Source organism: Cellulomonas fimi ATCC 484 (assembly GCF_000212695.1).
In the GTDB taxonomy this organism is placed as follows: domain Bacteria; phylum Actinomycetota; class Actinomycetes; order Actinomycetales; family Cellulomonadaceae; genus Cellulomonas; species Cellulomonas fimi.
This window is the reverse complement of the sequence record NC_015514.1, coordinates 633,864-656,833: the sequence shown is the minus strand read 5'-3', so window position 1 is coordinate 656,833 and position 22,970 is coordinate 633,864. Positions and strand designations below refer to the sequence as shown.

Genomic DNA, 22,970 nt, shown 5'->3' with positions numbered 1-22,970 from the left:
TGTGCGCGTGGCTGCGTCAGCCGAACGTCTCCATGAGCGTCGAGCGCTCGGCGTCGGTCAGGTTGGTCGCGACGAGCGTCGAGTGCAGGCCGTGGAACCGCTCGCCGAGCCGGTCGAGGTCGCCGTCGGTCGTCACCGCGCACAGCAGCGACGTGCCGGGTGTGACCTGCTCGCGGATCGTCTGGAGCTGCGCCTCGTCGATCCCGACCGCCGCGACCGCCTTGGAGATCGCCCCGACGGCCGCACCTGCGGCGGCGCCGAGCAGCGGCACGAAGAACAGACCGCCGAACAGCAGCCCCCAGAACGCGCCCCAGCCCGTGCCGCGCCACTTGTCCTCGTGGCCGTGGTGCAGGTCGGGCTTCGGCTCGCCGTCGCGCCACTCCACGACCGCATGGTCGAGGATCGTCACCAAGCCGTCGGACGACGCGGCCTTGAGCGCCGTCTCTGCGGCGCGAGCCCCGTCCGGGGTGTCGAACTTCCACGCGGTGAACGTCGTCATCGTCTTCCTCCTCGTCGACCCGGTCCGGGCCGTGCCGGACCCGTCAGGACACCGCGCGCTCGACGTCGGCGCCGTGCACCGTCAGCGCCCACAGGACGACCACGTCGAGCGCGATCACCGTGAGCGACCACCAGGGCGTCACCGGGAGCGAGACGAACTGCGCGACGAGGTTGAGCACCACGAAGACGCACGCGGTGTAGCGGGCCCACGCGGCGCCCGTGAACAGCGCGAGCCCGAGCGCGGTCAGCGCGATGCCGAGCAGCAGGTGCACCCAGCCCCACGCCGAGACGTCGAACAGGACGACCCCGTTGCCCGACCACGCGAGCACCTTGTCGTCCTGGAAGACCGCGACCAGTCCCGCCACGATGTTGAACAGGCCCACGGTCAGCAGCGCGAACGCGCCGAACCAGACCCACCCGACCCACGCCGTCACCGTGCGTGCCATGTCGTGCCCCTCCCGTCGCCGGCCCGCCGCCCCGCCGCGGTCACTGTCGCGCGCCGCGTCGCCGGGCCGCCTCACCCGCCCCGGGTGACCGGCGCGTGCGGCGCCGCAGGGCCGCCCGGCGGCGCCTTCGCGCGATCCGCCGGGGACCGCCGTCGCGCGTTCACCTCGCCGCGTCCGACCGTTCACCTGACGGTGCGAGCCTGACCGTCGCGCGGCGCCCCTGCCGCAGCAGGAGAGGATCACATGCGGGACATCTTCGACGCCGAGCTCGCCCAGCTCGGCCAGGACCTGGCCGCGATGAGCGGCCGCGTCGAGCGGGCCATCACCGACGCCGGTGTCGCGCTGCTCACCGCCGACGTCACGCTCGCCGAGTCGGTGATCGCCGCTGACCTCGAGATCGACGCGATCGAGCGCGACCTCGACGAGCGCTGCGTGCTGCTGCTCGCCCAGCAGCAGCCGGTCGCGACCGACCTGCGCATCGTCGTCTCGGCCCTGCGGATGAGCGCGACGCTCGAGCGCATGGGCGACCTGGCCCGGCACATCGCCCAGGTGGCGCGCGGCCGGTACCCGCGGCACGCGGTGCCGCAGCACCTGTCGGGCACGTTCACCGAGATGCACGACGCCGCGGTCCGCGTCGCGCGCCGGACGACGACGCTGCTCGGCAACCACGAGCTGCCGCTCGCCGAGAGCATCGAGCAGGACGACGACCTGCTCGACGAGCTGCACGAGGACACGTTCGCGGCGCTGCTCAACGGCACGTGGAACGGCTCGATCCAGGAGGCCGTCGACGTCACGCTGCTCGGCCGCTACTACGAGCGGTTCGGCGACCACGGCGTGTCCATCGCGCGCCGCGTGACCTACCTCGTCACCGGTGTGCTCGGCCAGGAGCTCGACCGCTCGGCCAGCTGAGCCCCGGTCCGTGCCCGCGACCCGGGCCCGGACGGACGGAGCGCCGGCCACCCCTGCTCGGGTGACCGGCGCTCCGTCGTGCGTGGGCGTCGCAGGGGTCAGCGACCCTGGTTCGCGACCGCCTTGATGGCCTCGGCGGCGGCCTCGGGGTCGAGGTACGTGCCGCCCTTCGTCACGGGCTGGAGGGTCTCCTCGTCCAGCTCGTAGAGCAGCGGGATGCCCGTCGGGATGTTGATGCCGGCGATGGTGTCGGCGTCGACGTCGTCGAGGTGCTTGACGATCGCGCGGATCGAGTTGCCGTGCGCGGCGACGAGGACCGTCTTGCGGGCCTTGAGGTCCGGCACGACGTCCGACTCCCAGTACGGCAGCGCCCGCTCGAGGACCTGCGCGAGCGCCTCGGCGCGCGGGATCGGCTCGCCCGCGTAGCGCGGGTCGCTGTCCTGCGAGAACTCCGAGCCGAGCTCGATGTCCGGCGGCGGGACGTCGTAGGAGCGGCGCCAGAGCATGAACTGCTCCTCGCCGTACTCCGCGAGGGTCTGCTTCTTGTCCTTGCCCTGCAGCGCGCCGTAGTGGCGCTCGTTGAGGCGCCAGCTGCGCTTCACCGGGATCCAGAGGCGGTCCGCGGCGTCGAGCGCGTAGTTCGCGGTCGTGATCGCGCGGCGCAGGAGCGACGTGTGCACGACGTCGGGCAGGACGCCCGCGTCCGTGAGCAGCTTGCCGCCGCGCTTCGCCTCCTCGACGCCCTTCTCCGACAGGGCGACGTCCACCCAGCCGGTGAACAGGTTCTTGGCGTTCCACTCGCTCTCGCCGTGGCGGAGCAGCACGAGGGTGTAGGTCATGCGCCCATCCTGCCGCAGCACCCGCGACCCGTCGCCGGGACGTCCGTCCCTGGGACGGCGCGTCAGCGCGTGTGCCGGACCTCCGCGGCGACCCCGTAGACCTTGAGCACCTGGTCGGCGGCCGCGGCCCACCCGAACCGCTCGGCGCCGCGGCGGGCCGCCAGCCCGTACGCGGCGCGGCGCTCGTCGTCCGCCAGGACGTCCGCGAGGACGTCCGCCCACACCGCGGGGTCGTGCCCGCGCACGAGCCGGCCCGAGACCCCGTCCTCGACGATGGTGCGCAGGCCGCCCACGGCGGCCGCGACGACCGGCACGCCGCTGGCCTGCGCCTCCGCGGCGACGAGCCCGAACGACTCGCTGCGCGACGGCATCGCGACGACGTCGGCCGCGTGGTACCAGCGCACGAGCGTGTCCCGGTCGGCCGGCGGGCGGACCACGACGTCGGCCGCGACGCCGCTGACGACCGCGAGCGCCTGCAGCTCGCGCACCGCGGTCGACCGGCCGCTGGGGCCGCCCAGGACGACGAGCAGCGGCACGGGGCGCCCGGTCGCGTGCAGCACGGCGAGCGCGCGGACCAGCACGTCGGGCGCCTTGAGCGCCTGCACGCGGCCCGCGAAGAGGACGACGTCACGGTCCGTCGGCAGGCCCAGCGCGACGCGTGCGGCGCGCCGCTCCGCGGTGGTCGTCGGGACGAACCGGTCGAGGTCGACCCCCGGCTCGACGACGTGCACGCGCGACGGGTCCGCGCCGTACAGGTCGACGAGCTCGCGCCCCTCGACGGGTGTGCTCGCGACGAGCGCGTCGGCGGAGCGCACGACCTCCTCCTCGCCGATCACGCGCTGGCTCGGCTCGGCCTGGTCGCCCGGGGCCAGGGACGCGTTCTTCACGCGCGCGAGCGTGTGGGACGTGTGCACGAGCGGGACCTCCCACCGCTCGGCCGCGATCGCGCCGACCTGCCCCGACAGCCAGTAGTGCGAGTGCACGACGTCGTACCAGCCGGGCCGGCGGGCCGCCTCGGAGCGCAGCACGCCCGCGGCCATCCCGCACAGCACGCCCGGCAGGTCGTTCTTGTCGAGCCGCTCGAACGGGCCCGCGGGCACGTGGTGCACGAGGACCGGCGGGACGACGCCCGGCGGCACGTCGTCCGCGAGCAGGACGGCGCGCGACTCCTCGCGGGACATCGGCCGGCCGTCCGCGTCGGTGCCCGGCACGACGGCCGTCTCGGGCAGCTCCGACGACGTGGCGCGCGTGAAGATCTCGACGCGCGCCCGCTGGGCCGCGAGGGCCTTCGCCAGCTCGAGCACGTAGACGTTCATGCCGCCCGCGTCACCCGTGCCCGGCTGGTCGAGCGGCGAGGTGTGGACCGAGAGCATGGCGACGCGGGGGGCGCGCTCGGCGGTCACGGGGTCTCCTGGGGGCTGGGCAGAGGGCTCCGGCCATTGTCGCCCACCCCTGCCGGCGTCCGCGCCGTGAGCGTCCGGGTCGCTCGCGGTGTCCGGGCGCGGGGCGACGGCAGCCGGGTGCGCGTGCCGCCGGGCGCGGAGCGACTCAGCCCGGTGGGCGCGACGCCGGGACGGGGCGGTGCGCCCACCGGGTGCGGACCCGGGCGGCCACCGGTCGGGGCGGCCGCCCGGGGGGCATGGCGTCGCGCGACCCGGCGGTGCCGCGCGACGCCCGGCGCGGTCAGCGCACGACGAGCAGCCGGGGCAGCGCGAGCGCCGACAGGTACGTGCCGTCGCCCGCGTAGGTGACCAGGACGAGCGACGTGCGGGTCGTGCGGGGCAGCGTCACGACCGCCCGGCCGGCGTCGTCGAGCGTCCCCGTCGCCGTCGGGCGGCCGTTCAGCCACACCGTGACGGTGCCCGTCGGCGTGACGCCCGCGACCCCGTCGACCTGCACCTCGACCGTCTTGTCGTCGTCGCGGCCGACCGTCCAGTCCGTGCCCGCGGTGCCGACCTCGGGACGCGCCTTGGCGACCGACAGCGTCCGGGGCGCCGACTGCGACGCCGCGACGAGCGGGTCCGTCGCGCTCGCGCCGCCGTACGCGGCGACCACCGAGTGCCGTCCGACCGCGAGGTCGGCGGGCAGGGCCACCTCGGCGACGGCCGCGTCACGGCCCCGCGGGGCGAGGGTCGCCGTGGCGACGGCCGTGCCGTCGACCCGGATCTCGACCGTGCCCTGCGGGGTCACCCCGTCGGCGGTCACCCGGACCTTCGCGGTGACGGGCCGGCCGAACAGCGTGGCCGCCGGCATCGTGAGCGTCGTCGTCGAGGCGACCGGGGCCGTCGTCGGCACCCCGGCCACCTTGGCGAGCAGCTCCGCGGCCTGGCCGGCCGAGCCCGCCATGAGCAGGTGCTCGGCGTCGGCCGTCAGCGCGACGGCGTCCGCCGGGAGACCCGCGCCGCCCGCCTCGACGGCGGCCTGCGCGAGGTCGCGGAGCACGCTGACGACCAGCCCGGCGGCGGCCGCCGCCGTCGCGTCCGTGCCGTCGAGCGCCGCGGCGGCGTCCGCGAGCAGCGGGACCGCGACCGCGTGCGCGGCCGGGTCGAGCGCGGACCCGGCCCACACGTCGGCGTCGAGCACGGCCTGCACGGCGTCGCGCGCCTCCCCGGCGGGCAGGGCGTCGACCGCGGCCGTCAGGCGGCCGCGCTGGGCGTCCGTGCGCAGACCCCAGCCGTACGCGAACAGCGGCGCGTACGCGTCGTCGCCGACGTTGACCGGCACCTGCTCGGCCGTCGCCGGCCAGCTCACGGGGAGCCGCCCCGTGAACGGGCGGTCGCCGAAGAGCACGTCCGCGACACCCGCACCCTCGGTGCCCGGAAGCCACGACGCGACGAGCGCGTCGACCGCGTCGAGCCGGTCCGTCACGAGCTGGGGGCGGCCCGCGACGACGAGGACCACGCACTCGACCGCACCGCACACGGTGTCGATCGCCGCCCGGTCGGCCGCGGACAGCGACAGGCTCTTGCCGTTGTTGCCGACGTCGCCCACGCCCTCCGCGTACGGGGTCTCCCCGACCACGACCACGCCGACCGTCGCGTCGCCGACCGGCGCGGACGCGTCCTTCGAGTAGGTGATCGTCGCGTCGGGCGCCACCGCGCGGATGCCCTCGAGGATCGAGGTGCCCGTCGTCGTGTCGCCCGAGCCGCCCTGCCACGAGATCGACCAGCCGCCCATCTGGTTGCCCAGGTCGTCGGCGTTCGAGCCCGCGACGTACACGTGCGCGTCCTTCGCGAGCGGCAGCACGCCGTCGTCCTTCAGCAGCACCTGGCTCGCGGCCGCCGCCTCGCGCGCGACCGTCCGGTGCTCCGCCGAGCCGACCGCGTCGGCGAGCGTGCGGTCCGCGAACGGCTGCTCGAACAGCCCGAGCGCGAACTTCTGGGTGAGGATGCGCCGGGCCGCGTCGTCGACGCGTTCCTGGCTGACCACGCCGCTCTCGACGTTCGCCGTCGTCGCGGTGATGAAGGTCCCGAAGTTGTACGGCGCCATCGCCATGTCGAGCCCCGCGTTCACGGCGCGCGCCGCCTTCTGCGCGTACGTGCCGCCCGGCAGCTTGTCGACGCCCTCCCAGTCCGAGATCAGGAACCCGTCGAAGCCGAGCTCGCCCTTGAGCAGGTCCGTGTTGAGCGCGGCGTGCTCGTGCATCCGCAGCGGCTCGCCCGCGCCGACCGCGACCGCCGAGTACGACGGCATGACCGACCCGACCCCCGCGTCGATCGCCGGGACGTACGGGTCGACGTGCAGGCGCCGCAGCTCCTCGAGCGACGCCACGTGCGTGACGCCCTGGTCGATCGGGTAGCCGCTGCCGGCCAGCTCCGGCACGTACGTCGTGCCGCCGTCGCCCACCCAGTGCTTGGCCGTCGCGAGGACCTCGTCCGGGCCGGACAGGTCGGCCGGGTCGTCTCCCTGCAGGCCGGTCACCGCGGCGCGCGCCATCGCGGTGACGAGCGCCGGGTCCTCCCCGAACGACTCGTACGACCGGCCCCAGCGCTCGTCGCGCGTCACGCACAGGCACGGCGCGAACGTCCACGGCACGCCCGTCGCGCGCACCTCGGCCGCCGTCGCCCGCTGCACGCGCTCGACCAGACCCGCGTCCCGCGCCGCGCCGAGCCCGCTGTTGTGCGGGAACACCGTCGCGCCCACCACGTTGTTGTGGCCGTGCACGGCGTCCACGCCGTACACGATCGGCACCTGCAGGCGCGTCGCGAGCGCCTCGCGCTGGAACCCGTCCACCATGTCGGCCCAGCCCTCGGCCGTGTTGTCCGCCGGCACCGAGCCGCCGCCCGAGAGCACCGACCCCAGCCCGAGCGTGCCGATCTGCGTGGGCGACTGCAGGCCCAGGCGTTCCGCCTGCGTCATCTGGCCGACCTTCTCCGCGAGCGTCATGCGGCCCAGCAGGTCCTCGACCCGCTCCGCGGTCGGGAGGTCCGCGTCGAGGTACGGCGCGCCGACGGCGTTGAGCACCACGCGCGGCGAGCCCGCGACCGCGGCACCCGTCGCCGTGAGCGTCACCCCGAGCGTGCGCGCGTCGTCCCGTGTCGCGGTCGCGTGCGTGACGACCTCGACGTCCTGCGTCGCGCCCGACGCCGTCCCCGCGGGGAACGTCAGCGTCGTCGTCACCGTGTCGTAGTGCGTGCCCGCCTGCGCGGAGCCGTCCGTCGTGGCGACCTGGACCGTCACGTCCGCCGGCAGCGGCGCACCGTCGGTCGTCGTCAGCACGACCGGGACCCGTGCGGTCGCGCCCGGGTCGACGAGCACCACGTCCTGCGCCGGAGCGACCTCGGCCGTCGGCGCGGGCACCGCCGAGCCGTACAGCTGCACGTCGTCGACCGCCCAGCGCACCGGGTTCGCGGTGCCCGGCACGAACGTCAGGGCGTACCCCCACGCCGACGTGAGGTCGAGCGTGCCGTTGCGGGTCTGCGCGTCACCCGGCTGGTACCCGCCCAGCGTGAACTGGTCGAACGGCAGCTCGACGAGCTTCCAGCGGCTGCCGTCGGGCGACCAGTTGTCCTTGAACGTCGTCGCCCACAGCTCCGAGTGCTCGCCGTCCGGGCCGCCGTCCTTGAGCTCGACCTTGATGTCGTCACCGGCCGTCGGCGACGCGGGGCGCGTGTCCTGCGACGCGTACCAGAGCAGCCGGATGCCGCGGAACGAGCTCCAGTCCTGCGGCGCGGCGAGGTTCTGGCTGAACCCGCCCCAGCCGCCCGACGGGACCAGGTAGGCGCCCGAGAGCACGTGGTTGTCCGCCGGACCGCCCTCGCGGTCCTGCTGCGTCACGCCGAGCGACACCTGAGCGCCCGACGAGCCCCACGTGAACAGGCCGACCGTGCTGCCCGGCTCCGCGAGCGGGACGTCGCCCTCCGCGTCCTCGACCGTCGTCACGCGGTCGTACAGGCCGAGGTCGTCCAGCTGCCACGCGCCCGCGCCCAGGTCGGTCAGCGTGATCGCCCAGCCCGTCGACGCCGTCGGGTCGAACCGCGCGTCGCTGCCCGGGTCGTTCTTCAGCCGCAGGCTCGCGAACGCGACGTTCACCCGGCGCCAGCCCGCCGTGTCGTCCACGACCGACGTCTCGAACAGCTGCCCGCCGCTCTTGAGCTCGTACCGCAGCAGCCCGCCGCCGCCCGTGCCGAGGAACCAGAACGTGAACCCGTCGTGGTCCGACCAGTCCGTCGGCGGCAGGTCGTGCGTGAGCCCGAACCAGTCACCGGGTCCCGCCGGCCCGCCCACGGTCGCGACCAGCGCGTGGCTGCCCGCCGGCGCACCCGGTCGGTCCGTGGTCGTCGTGCTCAGCACCGGCGTCACCGGTGCGCCGCTCCCCCACGTCGTGTAGCCCGCCGGCACGCCGTCCTCGTAGTCGTCGAGCACCGTCACCGCGCCGACGTCCGGCAGCGCGCCGTGCGGCGTGATCGTCACCGTCGCCGTCGTGCGGCCGCCCAGGACGAGGCCGTCGCCCGGCTCCGTCAGCTCCAGCACGACCGTCCGGACCGGGGCCAGCGGGCCGTGGTCCGTCGTCACCACGTCGACCGTGGCCGTCGTCGCGCCCGCCGGGAACGTGAGCGTCTCGTCGACCGCGGTGAAGTCCGTCCCGGGCACCGCCGTGCCGCCCGTCGACGCGACCCGCACGGTCGTGTCCTGCGCCACCGGAGCCGCGAGGACGACCGGCACCTGCGCGGTCTGGCCCGCCGGCACCCGGACACCGCTCGTCCCGAACGCCGTCGCCACCGCGCCCGGCGTGCCGTAGACCTCGAGCGCGAACAGCGAGTAGCCGTACCAGTGCAGCGTCGGGGCGTCCCAGTCGAACGACGTGCGCGCGTCCATCTGGATGCGCACGTAGCGCGCGTCGGCCGGCGTCGGGAGCGTGACGTCGTCCGTCCCTCCGTCGCCCGCCGTCTCGGTGTGCACCGTCGTCCACGACGCCGGGTCCTGCGGGGCGGCCGTCGCGACCTGCACCCGGTAGGCCTTCGCGTACGCCGCCTCCCACGCGAGCGCCACCCGGTCGACCGACGCCGTCGCACCGAGGTCGACCTGGAGCCAGGCCGTGAACTCGACGTCCGCGTCCGGGCCGTTGCCGCTCGCCCAGCGGGTCGCCGGGTCGCCGTCGATCGCCGCGTCCGGGGGGAACGTGCCGTCGCCGTCCGCCTGGTGCTGCGAGGCCGTCGCCGTCCCGGTCCGGGCCAGGTCGCCCGCGGCCGCCGGTGCGGCTTCCGGTGCCGCTGCCGGGGCGGACGACGCCGTCGCCGGTGCGGGTGCCTCCGGGAGGGTCGCCGTGGCCGAGGCCGCGGCGGGTGCGGCCGCGGCGAGCGCGAGGGGGACCGTGAGCGCGAGCGCCGTCAGCGCGGCGACGCCTGGTCGGTGCCTGTCCGGCGGGCTGCCGGCGGTGGTGCGGGTGCGGCGGAGCAGGGTCGGACGGGCACGCAGCACGGTCACTCCTTCGTGACACCACGACCGGATCCCCTGACCGGCCGGCCGCCGCGGCTCCCCGTCCGGGGCTCCGTCGCCCCGCCCGGTCCTCCCTCGGACACCGCGGCTGCGCCCAGCAGACCACACCCACTTACCGACCAGTAAGTGCAGAACATCACGATTCGGTCACGACCCGCTCCCTCCGCGCCGCCCGGGGCGCGCGACCCCGTGCTTGCCCGCGACAACGACACGACGCCCCGGGACCGGCACGTGCCTGTCGCGCTCTCGGCGCGCTGTGCCGGTCTCGTCGGCCGAAAGGGCGGACGAGACCGGGCGGGACGGGGTGGGGTGCGGCGGTCAGGCGGGGTGGACCGAGGCAGGGGACGGGATGTCGGACGTCGAGACGATCGCGCCCTCGGCGTCGAGGACCGCGAGGCGGTGAGCCTTCTCGAGGGTCACGACGACCCACGGGCCGACGACCGCGAAGTGCCGCGGCCAGTGGCCGCCCACGGGGTGCGAGCGGCCCGCGGACAGGCGACCGTCGGCGCCGACGCGGTAGCGCGTGAGCACGTCCGCCCCCCGGACCGCGACCAGCACCTCGTCCCCGTCGACGACGACGTGCGACGGCAGGGACCCGGCGGGGTGCCGCACGGCATGGACGGGACCACCCCCGCCGGACCCGGTGACGTCGCCGACGACGGCCGGGACGGTCTGCGCGGCGGCGGCCGTCGAGGTCGCCTCGTCCCACGTCAGGACGTGCACCTGCACGTCGAGCTCGCCCACGACGTACAGCGTCCGGCCGTCGGCCGCGAAGGCCAGGTGGCGCGGGCCGGTGCCGGGCGGGAGCGTCACGGCGACACCGTCGGGCTCGACGCCCTCCGCCGTCCGGCGGTAGCGGCGGATCTCGTCGGTCCCCAGGTCGGCGACGAGGACGTGCCGGCCGCCCGGCGCGAGGACGACGAAGTGCGCGTGCGGTCCCTCCTGCCGGTCGGTCCGGGGGCCGCTGCCCTCGTGCGCGAGCGACGCGACGGGCTCGCCCGCGGTGCCGTCGGCCGCGACCGGGACGAGCCCGAGGGTGCCCGACCCGTAGTTCGCGACCGCGAGCAGCCCGTCGAGCTCGGTCGAGACGTGGCACGGGTACGCGCCGCCCGAGCCCACGCGGGACCGCTCGACGAGCCGGTCCCCGTCGACCGCGAGCGTCGCGACCTGCCCTTCCTGCGCCTCCAGCGCCGCCACCACCGGACCGCCGGGCACCCCGGTCACGTACGAGGGCGAGGGCAGCGCGAGCGTGAGGGTCGCGTCCGACAGCGCACCGGTCGCGTCGTCGAGGGTCACGCGCCAGACGCCCTCGCCGAGGCCGACGGGGGTGCCCGCGCCCGCGGCGGGGTAGGTACCGATCCAGAGCCGAGTCACGGGCGACGAGCCTAGACCGGAGCCGTCGCGGCCACCCGGCGACGCCCGCCGGCGCTGCGCCGGCAGCCACCACCAGGTCCTCCGACGTCGGGCGCAGCAGCCTGGGACGCGGCCGTGCCTCCGAGCGGGTGAGTCGTCCGCGGGACCGCGGCGGTCGGAGCGGACGCCGGATCCGCGGCCGCCGCCCCGTGCGCACGCGCGCCCGACGACGCCTCAGGCCGGGTCGGTGGCGTCGACGAGCCAGGCCGACGGGTCGGCGACGACGGTGCGCAGCACCGTGAGCGCAGCGCCGGTCATGGCGGCGTGACCGCCCGCGCACGCGACGTCGACGGTCGGCTCGGCCCACGGCGCACCGATGACGTGCCGGCGCAGCGCGTCGAGGACGGGAGCGCGGACGTGGTCGGCGAGCGCGGCGTAGGTGCCGCCGAGGACGACGTGCCCGACGTCGACGAGGTTGACGACGTTCGCGAGCGCGGCACCCAGGACGCCGCCGGCGGCGGCGAGCGCGTCGCGGACGCCGGGGCTGTCGGCGCGCGCAGCGGCGACGAGCGCGTCGAGCCCGTCGCGCGGGTCGAGGCCCGCGGCGCGCAGCAGCGCGTCCTGGCCGGCGACCTGCTCGAGGGTGCGGCCGTCGCCGACGAGCGTGTGGCCGAGCTCGCCGGCCCAGCCGTGCCGGCCGCCGAAGATCTCGCCGTCGAGCACGAGCGCACCACCGACGCCGATCTCCCCCGACACGTAGACGAAGGACGGGCGCGCCCCGGGGGTGCGGCGGACGGTCGCCTCGGCGCGCGCGGCGAGGTCGGCCTCGTTGGCGAGCCGCGGGGGGTGGGCGGCGAGGACCGCGGACGACGTGCGCGCGAGGCCGGCGACGTCGACGTCGCGCCAGCCGAGGTTGGGCGCGTAGCGCAGCGCGCCGCCGCGCGCGTCGACCAGGCCGGGGAGCGCGAGCGCGACGCCGGCGAGGCGTGGCGGGGTGCCGGACGCCGCGAGAGGTGCGTGCGGCGCGCCGGGTGCCGGGGGTGTTGCGTCAGTCGTGCGCGTCGTCCCCCCCGGGGCCGTCACGTCCCCCGCGGGAGTCACGTCGCGCGGAGCCGTCGCGTCACCCGGGCTCGTCGCGGTCGCCGCGTGCCCGGGGGCGTGGTCGTCGCGCCCGTGCGAGGCGTCGACGGACGGTTCGGCTCGCCCGTCGAGGACCGCGACGGCGTCGTCGACGAGCGCGCCGAGGCGCGCCAGGACCTCGGCCGGGGCGCTGCCGCGGAAGTCGCCGTGCTCGACGTGCTCGACGAGCACGCGGCGGGACAGGTCGAGGACGCGGACGCCCAGGTAGTCGACGTTGACCTCGGCCCCCAGCGCGGCGACGGTCCCGGCGGGGGCGGCGAGCGGGACGGCGGGACGACCGGCGCGCTGGGTGGGCACGGGAGGCAGCTCGGCGAGCAGCCCACCGGCGACGAGCCGGTCGACGAGGGCGGAGACGGTGGCGCGCGTGAGTCCGGTCGCGCCGGCGACGTCGGCGCGCGACGGTGGGGGTGCACCGGTCGCGGCGGCGTCGAGGACGTGGCGCAGCACGAGCCCGAGGTTGTGCTCGCGCAGGCTCCCCTGCCGTGCGGCCGTCGCTCTCACGGGGTTGACCCTAGCCCCGATCCGCCATAAGTTCAGCCATACAACAAATCTCGGTGCGATCGAACGTCGCGCCGGGGCACTCGATGATGAGAGGTCGCGATGGTCCGCAAGCCCACCCCCGACGACAAGTTCTCCTTCGGCCTGTGGACGGTCGGGTGGAACGCCCAGGACCAGTTCGGCAGCGCCTCGCGGCCGTGGCTGGACCCGGTCGAGTCCGTGCACAAGCTCGCCGAGCTCGGCGCCGCGCACGTGACGTTCCACGACGACGACGTCGTGCCGTTCGGCTCCGACGCCGCCGAGCGTGACCGCATCCTCACGCGCTTCAAGAAGGCGCTCGAGGAGACCGGCATCACGGTCGAGATGGTCACGACCAACACGTTCAGCCACCCGATCTTCAAGGACGGCGCGTTCACCTCGAACGACCGCCGCGTGCGCCGCTACGGCCTGCGCAAGGTCATCCGCAACGTCGACCTGGCCGCCGAGCTCGGCGCGTCCACGTTCGTCATGTGGGGTGGCCGCGAGGGCGCCGAGTACGACTCGGCCAAGGACCTCAACGCCGCGCACGACCGCTACGCCGAGGGCATCGACACCGTCGCCGGCTACATCAAGAGCAAGGGCTACGACCTGCGCATCGCGCTGGAGCCCAAGCCGAACGAGCCCCGCGGCGACATCCTCCTGCCGACCATCGGGCACGCGATCGCGCTCATCGACCGCCTCGAGAACGGCGACATCGTCGGCCTCAACCCCGAGGTCGGGCACGAGCAGATGGCCGGCCTGAACTTCACGCAGGGCATCGCGCAGGCGCTGTGGGCGGGCAAGCTCTTCCACATCGACCTCAACGGCCAGCGGTCCATCAAGTACGACCAGGACCTCGTCTTCGGCCACGGCGACCTGTTCTCCGCCTTCGCCACGGTCGACCTGCTCGAGAACGGCTTCCCGAGCGGCGGCCCGCGCTACGACGGCCCGGTCCACTTCGACTACAAGCCGTCGCGCACCGAGGACTTCCAGGGCGTGTGGGACTCGGCCGCCGCCAACATGGCGACCTACATCCTGCTCAAGGAGCGCGCGCAGGCGTTCCGTGCCGACCCCGAGGTGCAGGAGGCGCTCGAGGCCGCCGGCGTGCTCGAGCTCGCGCAGCCGACGATCGCCGAGGGCGAGACCCTCGACGACCTGCTCGCCGACACCTCGGCCTACGAGGACCTGGACGTCGACGCGGTCGCCGAGCGCGGCTACGGCTTCGTCCGCCTGAACCAGCTGGCCCTCGAGCACGCGCTCGGCGCCCGCTGACCCACCGGCACCGCCCGCCCCGCCGCCCCTCGGCAGGGCGGGCGGTGCTGTCGGCCCCTCCGCGGGCCAGCCCTCGTCTCCCCCGCGACCGTTGCACCGCCGCCGGTCCGCCCGCCGAAGGAAAGCCCCATGACGCTCGTCGCCGGCGTGGACTCCTCCACGCAGTCCTGCAAGGTCGTCGTCCGCGACGCCGACACCGGGGAGCTGGTCCGTCAGGGCCGCGCCTCGCACCCCGACGGCACCGCCGTCGACCCGCGCCACTGGTGGGACGCGCTGCAGACCGCGATCGCCGACGCGGGCGGTCTCGACGACGTCGACGCGATCTCCGTCGGCGGCCAGCAGCACGGCATGGTCGCGCTCGACGCGTCGGGCGAGGTCGTCCGCGACGCGCTCCTCTGGAACGACACGCGCTCGGCGCAGGCCGCGCTCGACCTCATCGCCGAGCTCGGCGACGGCGACGCCGAGGCGGGCGCGCAGGCGTGGGCCGACGCGATCGGCTCCGTCCCGGTCGCGTCGCTCACCGTCACCAAGCTCCGCTGGCTGCGCGACGCCGAGCCCGACAACGCCGACCGCGTCGCGGCCGTCGCCCTCCCGCACGACTGGCTGACGTGGCGGCTCGGCGGCAACGGCGCCGGCTCGGGCGGTGCGGGCCTCGACCAGCTCGTGACCGACCGCTCCGACGCGTCCGGCACGGGCTACTGGTCCCCCGTCACGAACGACTACCGGCTCGACCTGCTCGAGCGCGGTCTCGGGCACCGTGTGCAGCTGCCCCGGGTCCTCGGCCCGTCCGAGGCGGGGCCGCGCGCGGTCGTCGGCGGCCGCGAGCCGGTCCTCGGGCCCGGTGCGGGCGACAACGCTGCCGCGGCCCTCGCCCTCGGGCTCGGCCCGGGCGACGTCGCGGTGTCGATCGGCACGTCGGGCGTCGTCTCCGCGATCGCGTCCTCCCCCACGGCCGACGGCTCGGGGCTCGTCACCGGGTTCGCCGACGCGACGGGCGCGTTCCTGCCGCTGGCCTGCACCCTCAACGCGTCGCGCGTGCTCGACGCGGCCGCCCGGATGCTCGGCGTCGACCACGCGGGCCTCGCGGAGCTCGCGCTGTCCGCGCCCGCGGGCGCCGACGGCCTCGTCCTGGTCCCCTACCTCGAGGGCGAGCGCACCCCGAACAAGCCCGACGCGACGGGCGCGCTGCACGGCCTGCGGCTCGCGAACACGACGCCGGCGCACCTCGCGCGCGCGGCCGTCGAGGGCATGCTGTGCGCGCTCGCCGACGGCATCGACGCGCTGCGCGCGCAGGGCGTCGCGGTCGAGCGGCTCTTCCTCATCGGCGGCGGCGCGCAGTCCCGTGCCGTGCGGGAGATCGCGCCCGCCGTCTTCGGCCTCGACGTGCACGTCCCGACGCCGGGCGAGTACGTCGCCGACGGAGCCGCCCGGCAGGCGGCCTGGGTGCTGTCGGGCGCCGAGGCGGCCCCGTCGTGGACCTCGGCCGCGGAGGCGTCGGTGCACCGCGCCGAGCCCGTCGCCCGGATCCGCGAGCAGTACGCGGCGGTGCGCGAGCTCACGGCGGTCCGGCCGGCCTGACACGCCTCGCAGCAGCACGAGGCCCCCGGCACCGTCGGTGCCGGGGGCCTCGTCGTGCGGGGTGCGCGGTCAGTGGGCCGCGTCGTACGCCGCCTTGACGTCGGCGGAGATGCGACCGCGCTCCGAGACGTGGTGGCCGTTGGCCTTCGCCCACTCGCGGATCGCCTGCGCGTCGTTCGCGGAGCGCTTGACACCGCCCGGCCGGGGGGCGGTGCGGCCGGCCGAGGAACGGCCGCCGACCTTGCGGGCGTGCCCGACCCACTGGGCGAGGGAGTCGCGGAGCTCGGTGGCGTGCGCCGCGGTGAGGTCGATCTCGTACGTCACGCCGTCGAGCGCGAACGTCACCGTCTCGTCCGCCGTTCCGCCGTCGATGTCGTCGACGAGCAGGACCTGGACCTTCTGAGCCATTGTTCGCTCCGGGGTAAGTGCGATGGAGGGGAAATTCCGCTTACCCGCGAAGCATGACATCCGTCCGATTCAGGCGTCAAACGCTAGGGCGTCGATTCGTCATTCTTCGGGGTCGGTTCCCGCTGTGCGGCGAGGCGTTCTGCGGCGTCCATTCTCGCCAATGCCTGCCGTTCCGTGCGGTCGGCATTCACGAGCGCACGGATCGCGAACCAGAAGATGAGGCCGACACCGATGGACGGGAGGATCGCCGCGAGGGCGGCACCGAGGCCGTTCATCGTCAGGCCTGCGGCTTCACGAGCGGGAACAGGATGGTCTCGCGGATGCCGAGGCCCGTGAGCGCGATGAGCAGACGGTCGATTCCCATGCCCATCCCGCCCGACGGCGGCATCGCGAACTCCATCGCGGTGAGGAAATCCTCGTCGATGCGCATGGCGTCGTCGTCGCCGCGCGCGGCGAGCAGCGCCTGCGCCTCGAACCGCTGCCGCTGGATCACCGGGTCGACGAGCTCGGAGTAGCCGGTCGCGAGCTCCATCCCGCGCACGTACAGGTCCCACTTCTCGACGAGCCCGGCCTTGTGGCGGTGGTCACGCACCAGCGGCGACGTCTCGACCGGGAAATCGCGCACGAAGGTCGGAGCCGTCAGGTGGTGACCGACGTGGTGCTCCCACAGCTCCTCGACCATCTTGCCGTGGTTGCGCTGCCCGGGGGCGAGCTCGACGCCGGCCTTGTCGAGGAGCGCGAGCAGCACCTCGTCGGTCGTGTCGTGCGTGATCTCCTCGCCCAGCGCGGCGGACAGCGAGTCGTACATGGGCAGCCGCTCCCACTCGCCGCCCAGGTCGTACTCGGACCCGTCGGCGAGCGTCACGGTGGTCGACCCGAAGGCGTCGCGTGCCGCCGTCTGCACGAGGTCCTGCGTGAGCTCGGCGATGGTGTCGTAGTCGCCGTAGGCCTCGTACGCCTCGAGCATCGCGAACTCGGGCGAGTGCGTGGCGTCGACGCCCTCGTTGCGGAAGTTCCGGTTGATCTCGAAGACGCGCTCGACGCCGCCGACCGCGGCGCGCTTGAGGAACAGCTCGGGCGCGATGCGCAGGAACAGCGGGATGTCGAACGCGTTCATGTGCGTCTCGAACTGGCGCGCGGCCGCGCCCTCGGGGCGCACCTGCAGCATGGGCGTCTCGACCTCGAGGAAGCCGCGCCGGTGCAGGTTGTCGCGGACCGAGCGGAGCACCGCGGCGCGCGTGCGGACCATGTCCCGCGAGCGCTGGTTGACGATGAGGTCGACGTACCGCTGCCGGACGCGCGCCTCCTCGGACAGCTCCGCGCCCTCGTAGACGTTGGGCAGCGGGCGGATCGCCTTGGCGGCCATGGCCCACGCGTCCGCGAACACCGACAGCTCGCCGGTGCGGGACGCGACGACGCGGCCGTGCACGAACACGTGGTCGCCGAGGTCCACGTCGGTCTTGAAGGCCGCGAGCCGCTCCTCGCCGACCTCGCGCAGCGACAGCATGGCCTGCAGGCGGTTGCCCTCGCCGTCCTGGAGCATCGCGAAGCACAGCTTGCCGGTGTTGCGCAGGAACACGACCCGGCCGGCGACGCCGACCTCGTCCTGCGTCTCGGTGCCCGGCTCGAGGTCGGGGTGCTCGGCGCGGACCTGCGCGATCGTGTGCGTGCGCGGCAGGCCGACGGGGTAAGCGTCGGTCCCCTCGGCGAGCAGCCGCTCGCGCTTGGCGCGGCGGACCTGGATCTGCTCGGGGGTGTCGTCGGCGGGGGCCGACGGGGCAGGCGCGATGGTCTCGTCAGGCGCAGCGGTCACCGGACGATTCTACGGGCGCGCACCGGCCTCCCCGTCCGCGCGGGCCCCCGGCCGGCTGCCGCCCGCGACGGTCAGGACGCCTGCAGGTCCAGGGCCAGGTCGAGGATCGGCGACGAGTGCGTGAGGGCACCCACGGAGAGGTAGTCCACCCCGGTCGCGGCGACCTCGGCGGCCCGCTCGAGCGTGAGGTTGCCCGTCGCCTCGAGCTCGACGCGCCCCGTCGACGGCTCCCCCGCCCGCACGGTCGCGACCACCTCGGCGAGCAGCGGCGTCGGCATGTTGTCGAGCAGCAGGAACCGCGCGCCGGCGGCGACGGCCTCGAGCGCCTGGTCGAGCGTGTCGGCCTCGACCTGGATCGCGACGTCGGGGAACCGCTCCTGGACGGCGCGCACCGCGGCCGCGACCGAGCCGGCCGCGACCACGTGGTTGTCCTTGACCATCGCGACGTCGTACAGGCCCATGCGCTTGTTGGTCCCGCCGCCGCACCGCACCGCGTACTTCTCGAGCGCGCGCAGGCCCGGGGTCGTCTTGCGGGTGTCGAGCACCTGCGCGCCCGTGCCGTCGAGCACCTGCGCCCAGCGCCGCGTGTGGGTCGCGACGCCCGACGCGCGCGACGCGAGGTTGAGCAGCGTGCGCTCGGCGACGAGCAGCGCCTGGACGGGACCGACCAGGACGGCCAGGACCTCCCCCGGCCAGACGTGCGCGCCGTCCTCCACCGTGAGGTCGACGCGGACCGCCGCGAGGCCGAGCCGGGTCGCGACCTGGTCGACGACCTCCTGGACGACGACCAGCCCGGCGACGACGCCCTCCGCGCGCGCGACCAGGTGGGCCGTGCCGGCGGCGTCGGTCGGGATCGTCGCCTGCGACGTGACGTCCCGGCCCGGCGCGGGGCCGAGGTCCTCGTCGAGGGCCACCTGGACGACGCGGGCGACCCATGCGGGGTCGAGCTGCTGCTGCACGCGGCCACCCTACGGGTCGGGCGCGCGCGTCCCGCGCAGGGCCGCCGGACGACGACGGCGGCCCCGGGCACCACCGGGACCGCCGCCTGCTCGTCGGGCCGCCACGACGCCGGGCCGTCAGCGACCCGGCGTCGTCGCAGCCGTCAGCCCGTCACGAGAAGACGGGCCGCACCCGCACCGGGGCGCTCGCGACCACCTCCCCGGCGACGTACGCCTTGACCTCGAAGTCGCCCGGCAGCACCCACGCCGGCACCTTCACCGTGGCGCTCGCGGCGCCGTCGGCGTCGGTGCGGACCGACCCGAGCTCGACGTCCTTCCAGTACCAGGCGCTCAGCCCGTCGACGAGCTGCCCGAACAGGCCCGACCGGCTCGGGGCCGTGGGCGCGGCACCGACGCGGTCGAGGACCAGGCGCACCTTGGCCTTCGGCTCGAAGCCCGCGAGGTCCACCGCGAGCTTCTTGCCCGCGGCCACCGAGCCCGCCCCGAGCGTCAGCACGGGGCCCGGCTCGACGGCCGGGGCGACGAGCTCCGCGACGCCCCACCGGGCGGTGCTCTGGTACGAGCGGCCCGTCGGGTCCGTCCATGTCCGGACCGACCCGCGCACGCCCGCGGTCGCGTCGTTGACCTGGAAGTCCAGGCCGACGAGGTCGCCCACGGTCACGTCGCGGCCGAGCGCGATCGACGCCTCGACGACGTACCCGCCGTCGACGAGCGCCGTCGCGGACGTGAGCCGCTCCCCGATGACCGCGAGGTCGCCGCTGACCGACTGCGCGTTGCTCGCGCTGATCCGGTACTGGCCGTCCTGCGGCGTGTACGCGCCCGCCTTGGCGTTGACCGGGTCGACGAAGATCTCGACCGAGTCCTGCTCCCACGCGTTGGTCGCGGTCTCGTCGACGACCGGGTCTGCGACCGTCGCGAGCACGTCGACCGCGTCGTCGTGCCACAGCACCCGGATCTCCGCCGTCGCACCGGGGGTGCCCTCGACCTGCACGTCCGTCGTGAGGACGGGCGCGTCGGCCCAGGCCTCGTCGACCACGCCGTCGATCACGGGCGCGGTGGACGCCTGCACGGCCGCCACGTACCCGACCGGTTCGACGAGCGTGACGACGCCGAGGCGCTCGCCGTCCTCCTGCCCGTGGGACAGGTCGTTCCACGAGCGCCGCTCCCCCGACGCGCCGTCGGTGACGCGCACGTCGAACGGCACGGTCCCGCCCTGCGTCAGGCCCGCGACCGCGAGCGGCACGGCCAGGCGGTAGCCCGACGCGGTCGCCACGACGCCCGCGTCGGAGCGGTGCACGGTGACGTGCTGGTCCGCCGCGAACAGGTCCACGACGTCGTCGGCGCCGTCGTCGGTCGCGTCCGCCACCTCGACGTACGCGACGAGCCCGTCGGCCGACCAGCGCAGCTGGAAGCCCGTCGCGTCGCCGAACGACGTCTCGGGCAGCAGCCGCCACGTCGGGTCGTCCACCCCGGTCGGGGTGCCCGCGTGCGCGTCGGCGAGCCGGGTCAGCGTCGGGAGCTCGCCGCGGTCGACGATGCCCCAGAAGGCCGGCTTGGCCTGCAGGTCGTCGTCGAACGGCAGCGGTGCGCCCTCGCGCCACGACCGGCTGTCGTACGGGCCCCACAGCGTCACCGAGAACAGGTCCGGGTACTGCCGGAGCATGTCGAACACGTCGGCGTAGTAGTAGCCCTGCGCGACCAGCTTCTCCTGCGAGACGGTCCCGTCGATCGGCGCGTCGAGCTCGGTGACGGCCTGCAGCAGGCCGGTCGTCGCGAACGCGTCGATGCTCGCCTTCATCTGCGAGACGGGCTGCAGCAGGTTGACGTGGAACTGGTGGCCGAGGCCGTCGAGCGGGACGTCCCGCGCGAGCAGCCGGTTCACGACGTCGAGCATCGCCTGCCGCTTGGCGGGCAGCTCGGTGTTGTAGTCGTTGAGGAAGAGCTGCACCGGGCCGTCGGTGTCGCCGCCGTTGAACGCCTGGCTGGCGTACTGGAACGCGAGGTCGAGGTACTGCTCGCCGAGCACCTCGAACCAGCGGCTCCTGCGCAGGCCGTCGCTCTCGCTCTCCGCGATCGCCTCGTTGACGACGTCGTAGGCGACGATCGGGTTGCCCGCCGTGCCGTACTCGCCGTACTTCTGCCGGTAGTGGTCGGCGACCGTCTCGATGTGCGTGCGCATGCGGTCCCGCAGGATCTGCTGGTCCGCGGCGCTGCTGGTCAGCGGGGTCCCGTCGGCGTGCGTGAAGAACCAGTCGGGCGTCTGGCTGTGCCACACGAGCGTGTGCCCGTAGACACGCTGCCCGTTCGCGACGGCGCTGTCGATCAGCGCGTCGCCCGCCTCGAAGGTGAACGCGCCCTCGGTCGGCTGGATGCTCTCCGGCTTCATGGCGTTCTCGGCGGTGATCTGGTCGTAGTGCTTGACGACGAGCTGCTCGCCCGTGCCGACGGTCTCCCGCTCGTCGATCGCGACGCCGACGGGCCAGGGCAGCTCGTCCTTGAGGGACGGGATGTCGGTCTGGACCGGCGGGGCCGTCGAGCCGCTCACGACCACGTCGTCGACGAGGAAGGACGCGAGCGACGAGCTCGACTCGACGTAGAGCAGCGCCGACTCGGCGGCGGCCATCGTGTACTGCGCCTGCACGTGCGTCCACGCGTCGGCGGTGACGCCCGTCGCGGTCGTGACCGTGTCGTAGGTGGACTCGCCCGCGTTGTCGCGCTGGACGGAGATCCGCAGGTCGGCCGGCTCGGTCGCGCCCGCGGCGAGCTTGACCCACGCGTCGACCGTGTAGGTGCGGCCCGTCTGGAACACGTCCGTGACGGTCGCGCCGATGCCGTGCCACGCCTGCGTGCGGCCGGCGACGAGGGCCGCCTGGGCACCGCCGTGCGCGTCGTCGCTGAGGGTGACCGTGGCGTCGCCGCGCGGGCCCCAGACCCCGAGGCCGGCCTCGAAGTCGTTGCTCAGCCCGGTGGGCACGCTGCTGCCGCCGTCCGCGCCGCCCGTGGGCAGCGTGAACGTCCAGCCCGCCGCGAGGCGCTCGTCGACGACCGTCTGCACGGCCGCGAGCGTCCCCGAGCGGTCGCCGCCGCCGTCGTGCGCGAGCACGACCTGGCCCGCCTTCATGGCGTCGCGCAGGTTCGACGTCAGCGTCGGGACGTCCTGCGTCGACCAGTCGTCGATGGTGTTCGTCACCGCGAGCGGCTGCATGCCGAGCGCGACGGCCACGCCGGGCGTGACGCCCCAGCTCCCGTTGGGGGCGCGGAAGTACGGGACCTTCGCGTCCGGGTCACCGAGCGCGTCGCGGATGATGCCGAGGTTCTCGACGAGGTCCGCGCGCACCTGCTCGGCCGTCCAGCCGCCCATGTCGGCGTAGGACGTCGTGTGGTTGCACAGCGTGTGGCCGTCCGCGACGATCCGCCGCAGCACGTCCGCGCCGCCGGGGGCCTGGATGTTCTGGCCGATGACGCAGAACGTCGCGCGGATGTCGCGCTCGGCGAGGAAGTCGAGCAGCGCGGTGGTGGTGGCGCCGTTGGGGCCGTCGTCGAACGTCAGGGCGGACACGTCGCCCGTGCCGCGGGCGGTCGCGACGGGCGTGGTCGTCGGGTCCACCGCGCCGCCGGGGACGACGCCGCCGGGGTCGGTCGGTGCCTGGCCGGTGATCACCACGTCGTCGAGCAGCAGGTCGGGGTACGGCGCGGTGTCGCCGCCGTCGAGGTACATGCGCGCGGCATCGAGCCCCTCCTCGAACGTGTAGGAGCCGCTGATCGTGGTCCACGCGCCGGCGCTCAGGGTGCTCGGGCCGCTGACCCAGGTGTACGGGTTGGACGCGGCGGGCGCGTCGACGGTGAAGTGCACGCCGGCGGCGGGCTGCGCCTCGTCGGCGAGCCGCGCGCGCATGCTCACGGTGTACGTCGCGCCGGGCTCGAGCAGCGGGACGAGGTCGAGGGCGACGCCCTGCCACCCCGCCGTGCGCCCGGCGACCCGCAGGCTCGTGCCGGTCCCGTCCGGGTCGGGGACGAGCGTGAGCGTGGGGCTGCCGCTCGGCGTCCACGGCGCGTACGTGCCGGACTCGAAGTCGCTGCGGAGGACCTCGACGTCCGCGGCGCGGGCCGTGGACGGGGGTGCGGTGCCGAGCGCCGGCGCGGCCACCAGGCCCAACGCCACCATCCCGACTCCGATAGTTTCGAACAAGCGTGGCCGACTCATCGACGCTCCTTTGCGCGGACGGGTCCCGATCCTCGGGGGTCGGATCCGACCATACGGTCAGGAGGGCACGTTCTGCCAGCCTCTCCGGCCAGAAAC

General features: G+C 75.0%; 15 protein-coding genes. 3 read left to right on the top strand and 12 right to left on the bottom strand.

Annotation, left to right across the window (positions count from 1 at the left end):
• Window positions 1-16: 16 nt before the first annotated feature.
• Together CELF_RS02930 and CELF_RS02925 are read right to left on the bottom strand one after the other, a co-directional pair.
• Window positions 17-499 (bottom strand): DUF1269 domain-containing protein, encoded by a 483-nt coding sequence (locus CELF_RS02930; protein ID WP_013769757.1) that lies wholly within the window; start codon window positions 497-499, stop codon window positions 17-19.
• A 43-nt stretch (window positions 500-542) separates the two neighbouring features.
• A complete protein-coding gene (locus CELF_RS02925) occupies window positions 543-944 on the bottom strand; it encodes a DUF7144 family membrane protein (protein WP_013769756.1) in 402 nt (133 codons plus the stop codon).
• Window positions 945-1,187: 243 nt separating this feature from the next.
• Between CELF_RS02925 and phoU the strand changes: the two genes are divergently transcribed.
• Complete coding sequence (gene phoU, locus CELF_RS02920; RefSeq protein WP_013769755.1) at window positions 1,188-1,853, top strand: phosphate signaling complex protein PhoU; 666 nt, start codon at window positions 1,188-1,190, stop codon at window positions 1,851-1,853.
• Between the two features lie 98 nt (window positions 1,854-1,951).
• On the opposite strand, the gene CELF_RS02915 is transcribed toward phoU, so the two are convergent.
• The 5 genes from CELF_RS02915 to CELF_RS02895 form a co-directional block, all read right to left on the bottom strand.
• Window positions 1,952-2,692 (bottom strand): phosphoglyceromutase, encoded by a 741-nt coding sequence (locus CELF_RS02915; protein WP_013769754.1) that lies wholly within the window; start codon window positions 2,690-2,692, stop codon window positions 1,952-1,954.
• Window positions 2,693-2,754: 62 nt separating this feature from the next.
• The gene (locus CELF_RS02910; protein ID WP_013769753.1) at window positions 2,755-4,095 is read right to left on the bottom strand and encodes a glycosyltransferase; all 1,341 of its coding nucleotides are present in this window, start codon (window positions 4,093-4,095) and stop codon (window positions 2,755-2,757) included.
• Between the two features lie 280 nt (window positions 4,096-4,375).
• A complete protein-coding gene (locus CELF_RS02905) occupies window positions 4,376-9,613 on the bottom strand; it encodes a glycoside hydrolase family 3 N-terminal domain-containing protein (protein ID WP_013769752.1) in 5,238 nt (1,745 codons plus the stop codon).
• 336 nt (window positions 9,614-9,949) lie between these two features.
• A complete protein-coding gene (locus tag CELF_RS02900) occupies window positions 9,950-11,005 on the bottom strand; it encodes a lactonase family protein (protein ID WP_013769751.1) in 1,056 nt (351 codons plus the stop codon).
• A gap of 213 nt (window positions 11,006-11,218) precedes the next feature.
• Window positions 11,219-12,625, bottom strand: a complete 1,407-nt coding sequence (locus CELF_RS02895) for an ROK family transcriptional regulator (protein ID WP_013769750.1) — start codon at window positions 12,623-12,625, stop codon at window positions 11,219-11,221.
• 99 nt (window positions 12,626-12,724) lie between these two features.
• On the opposite strand from CELF_RS02895, the gene xylA reads away from it, so the two are divergent.
• Both xylA and xylB read left to right on the top strand, forming a co-directional pair.
• The gene (xylA, locus tag CELF_RS02890; protein ID WP_013769749.1) at window positions 12,725-13,912 is read left to right on the top strand and encodes a xylose isomerase; all 1,188 of its coding nucleotides are present in this window, start codon (window positions 12,725-12,727) and stop codon (window positions 13,910-13,912) included.
• A gap of 129 nt (window positions 13,913-14,041) precedes the next feature.
• Window positions 14,042-15,490 carry a xylulokinase gene (gene xylB / locus CELF_RS02885; protein WP_013769748.1) on the top strand — a complete coding sequence of 483 codons (1,449 nt, stop codon included), beginning with the start codon at window positions 14,042-14,044 and terminating at the stop codon, window positions 15,488-15,490.
• A 69-nt stretch (window positions 15,491-15,559) separates the two neighbouring features.
• Here xylB and CELF_RS02880 read toward each other — a convergent pair whose 3' ends face one another.
• From CELF_RS02880 to CELF_RS19360, 5 genes are all read right to left on the bottom strand, one after another.
• Entirely contained in the window at window positions 15,560-15,898 is a 339-nt protein-coding gene (locus tag CELF_RS02880; RefSeq protein ID WP_013769747.1) for a histone-like nucleoid-structuring protein Lsr2, read from the bottom strand.
• 83 nt (window positions 15,899-15,981) lie between these two features.
• Window positions 15,982-16,173, bottom strand: a complete 192-nt coding sequence (locus CELF_RS02875) for a hypothetical protein (RefSeq protein ID WP_013769746.1) — start codon at window positions 16,171-16,173, stop codon at window positions 15,982-15,984.
• Between the two features lie 2 nt (window positions 16,174-16,175).
• Window positions 16,176-17,711 (bottom strand): lysine--tRNA ligase, encoded by a 1,536-nt coding sequence (gene lysS / locus CELF_RS02870; RefSeq protein WP_013769745.1) that lies wholly within the window; start codon window positions 17,709-17,711, stop codon window positions 16,176-16,178.
• A gap of 71 nt (window positions 17,712-17,782) precedes the next feature.
• A complete protein-coding gene (gene nadC / locus CELF_RS02865) occupies window positions 17,783-18,670 on the bottom strand; it encodes a carboxylating nicotinate-nucleotide diphosphorylase (RefSeq protein WP_013769744.1) in 888 nt (295 codons plus the stop codon).
• Window positions 18,671-18,821: 151 nt separating this feature from the next.
• Complete coding sequence (locus tag CELF_RS19360) at window positions 18,822-22,835, bottom strand: endo-1,4-beta-xylanase (RefSeq protein WP_049791420.1); 4,014 nt, start codon at window positions 22,833-22,835, stop codon at window positions 18,822-18,824.
• Between the last annotated feature and the right edge of the window lie 135 nt (window positions 22,836-22,970).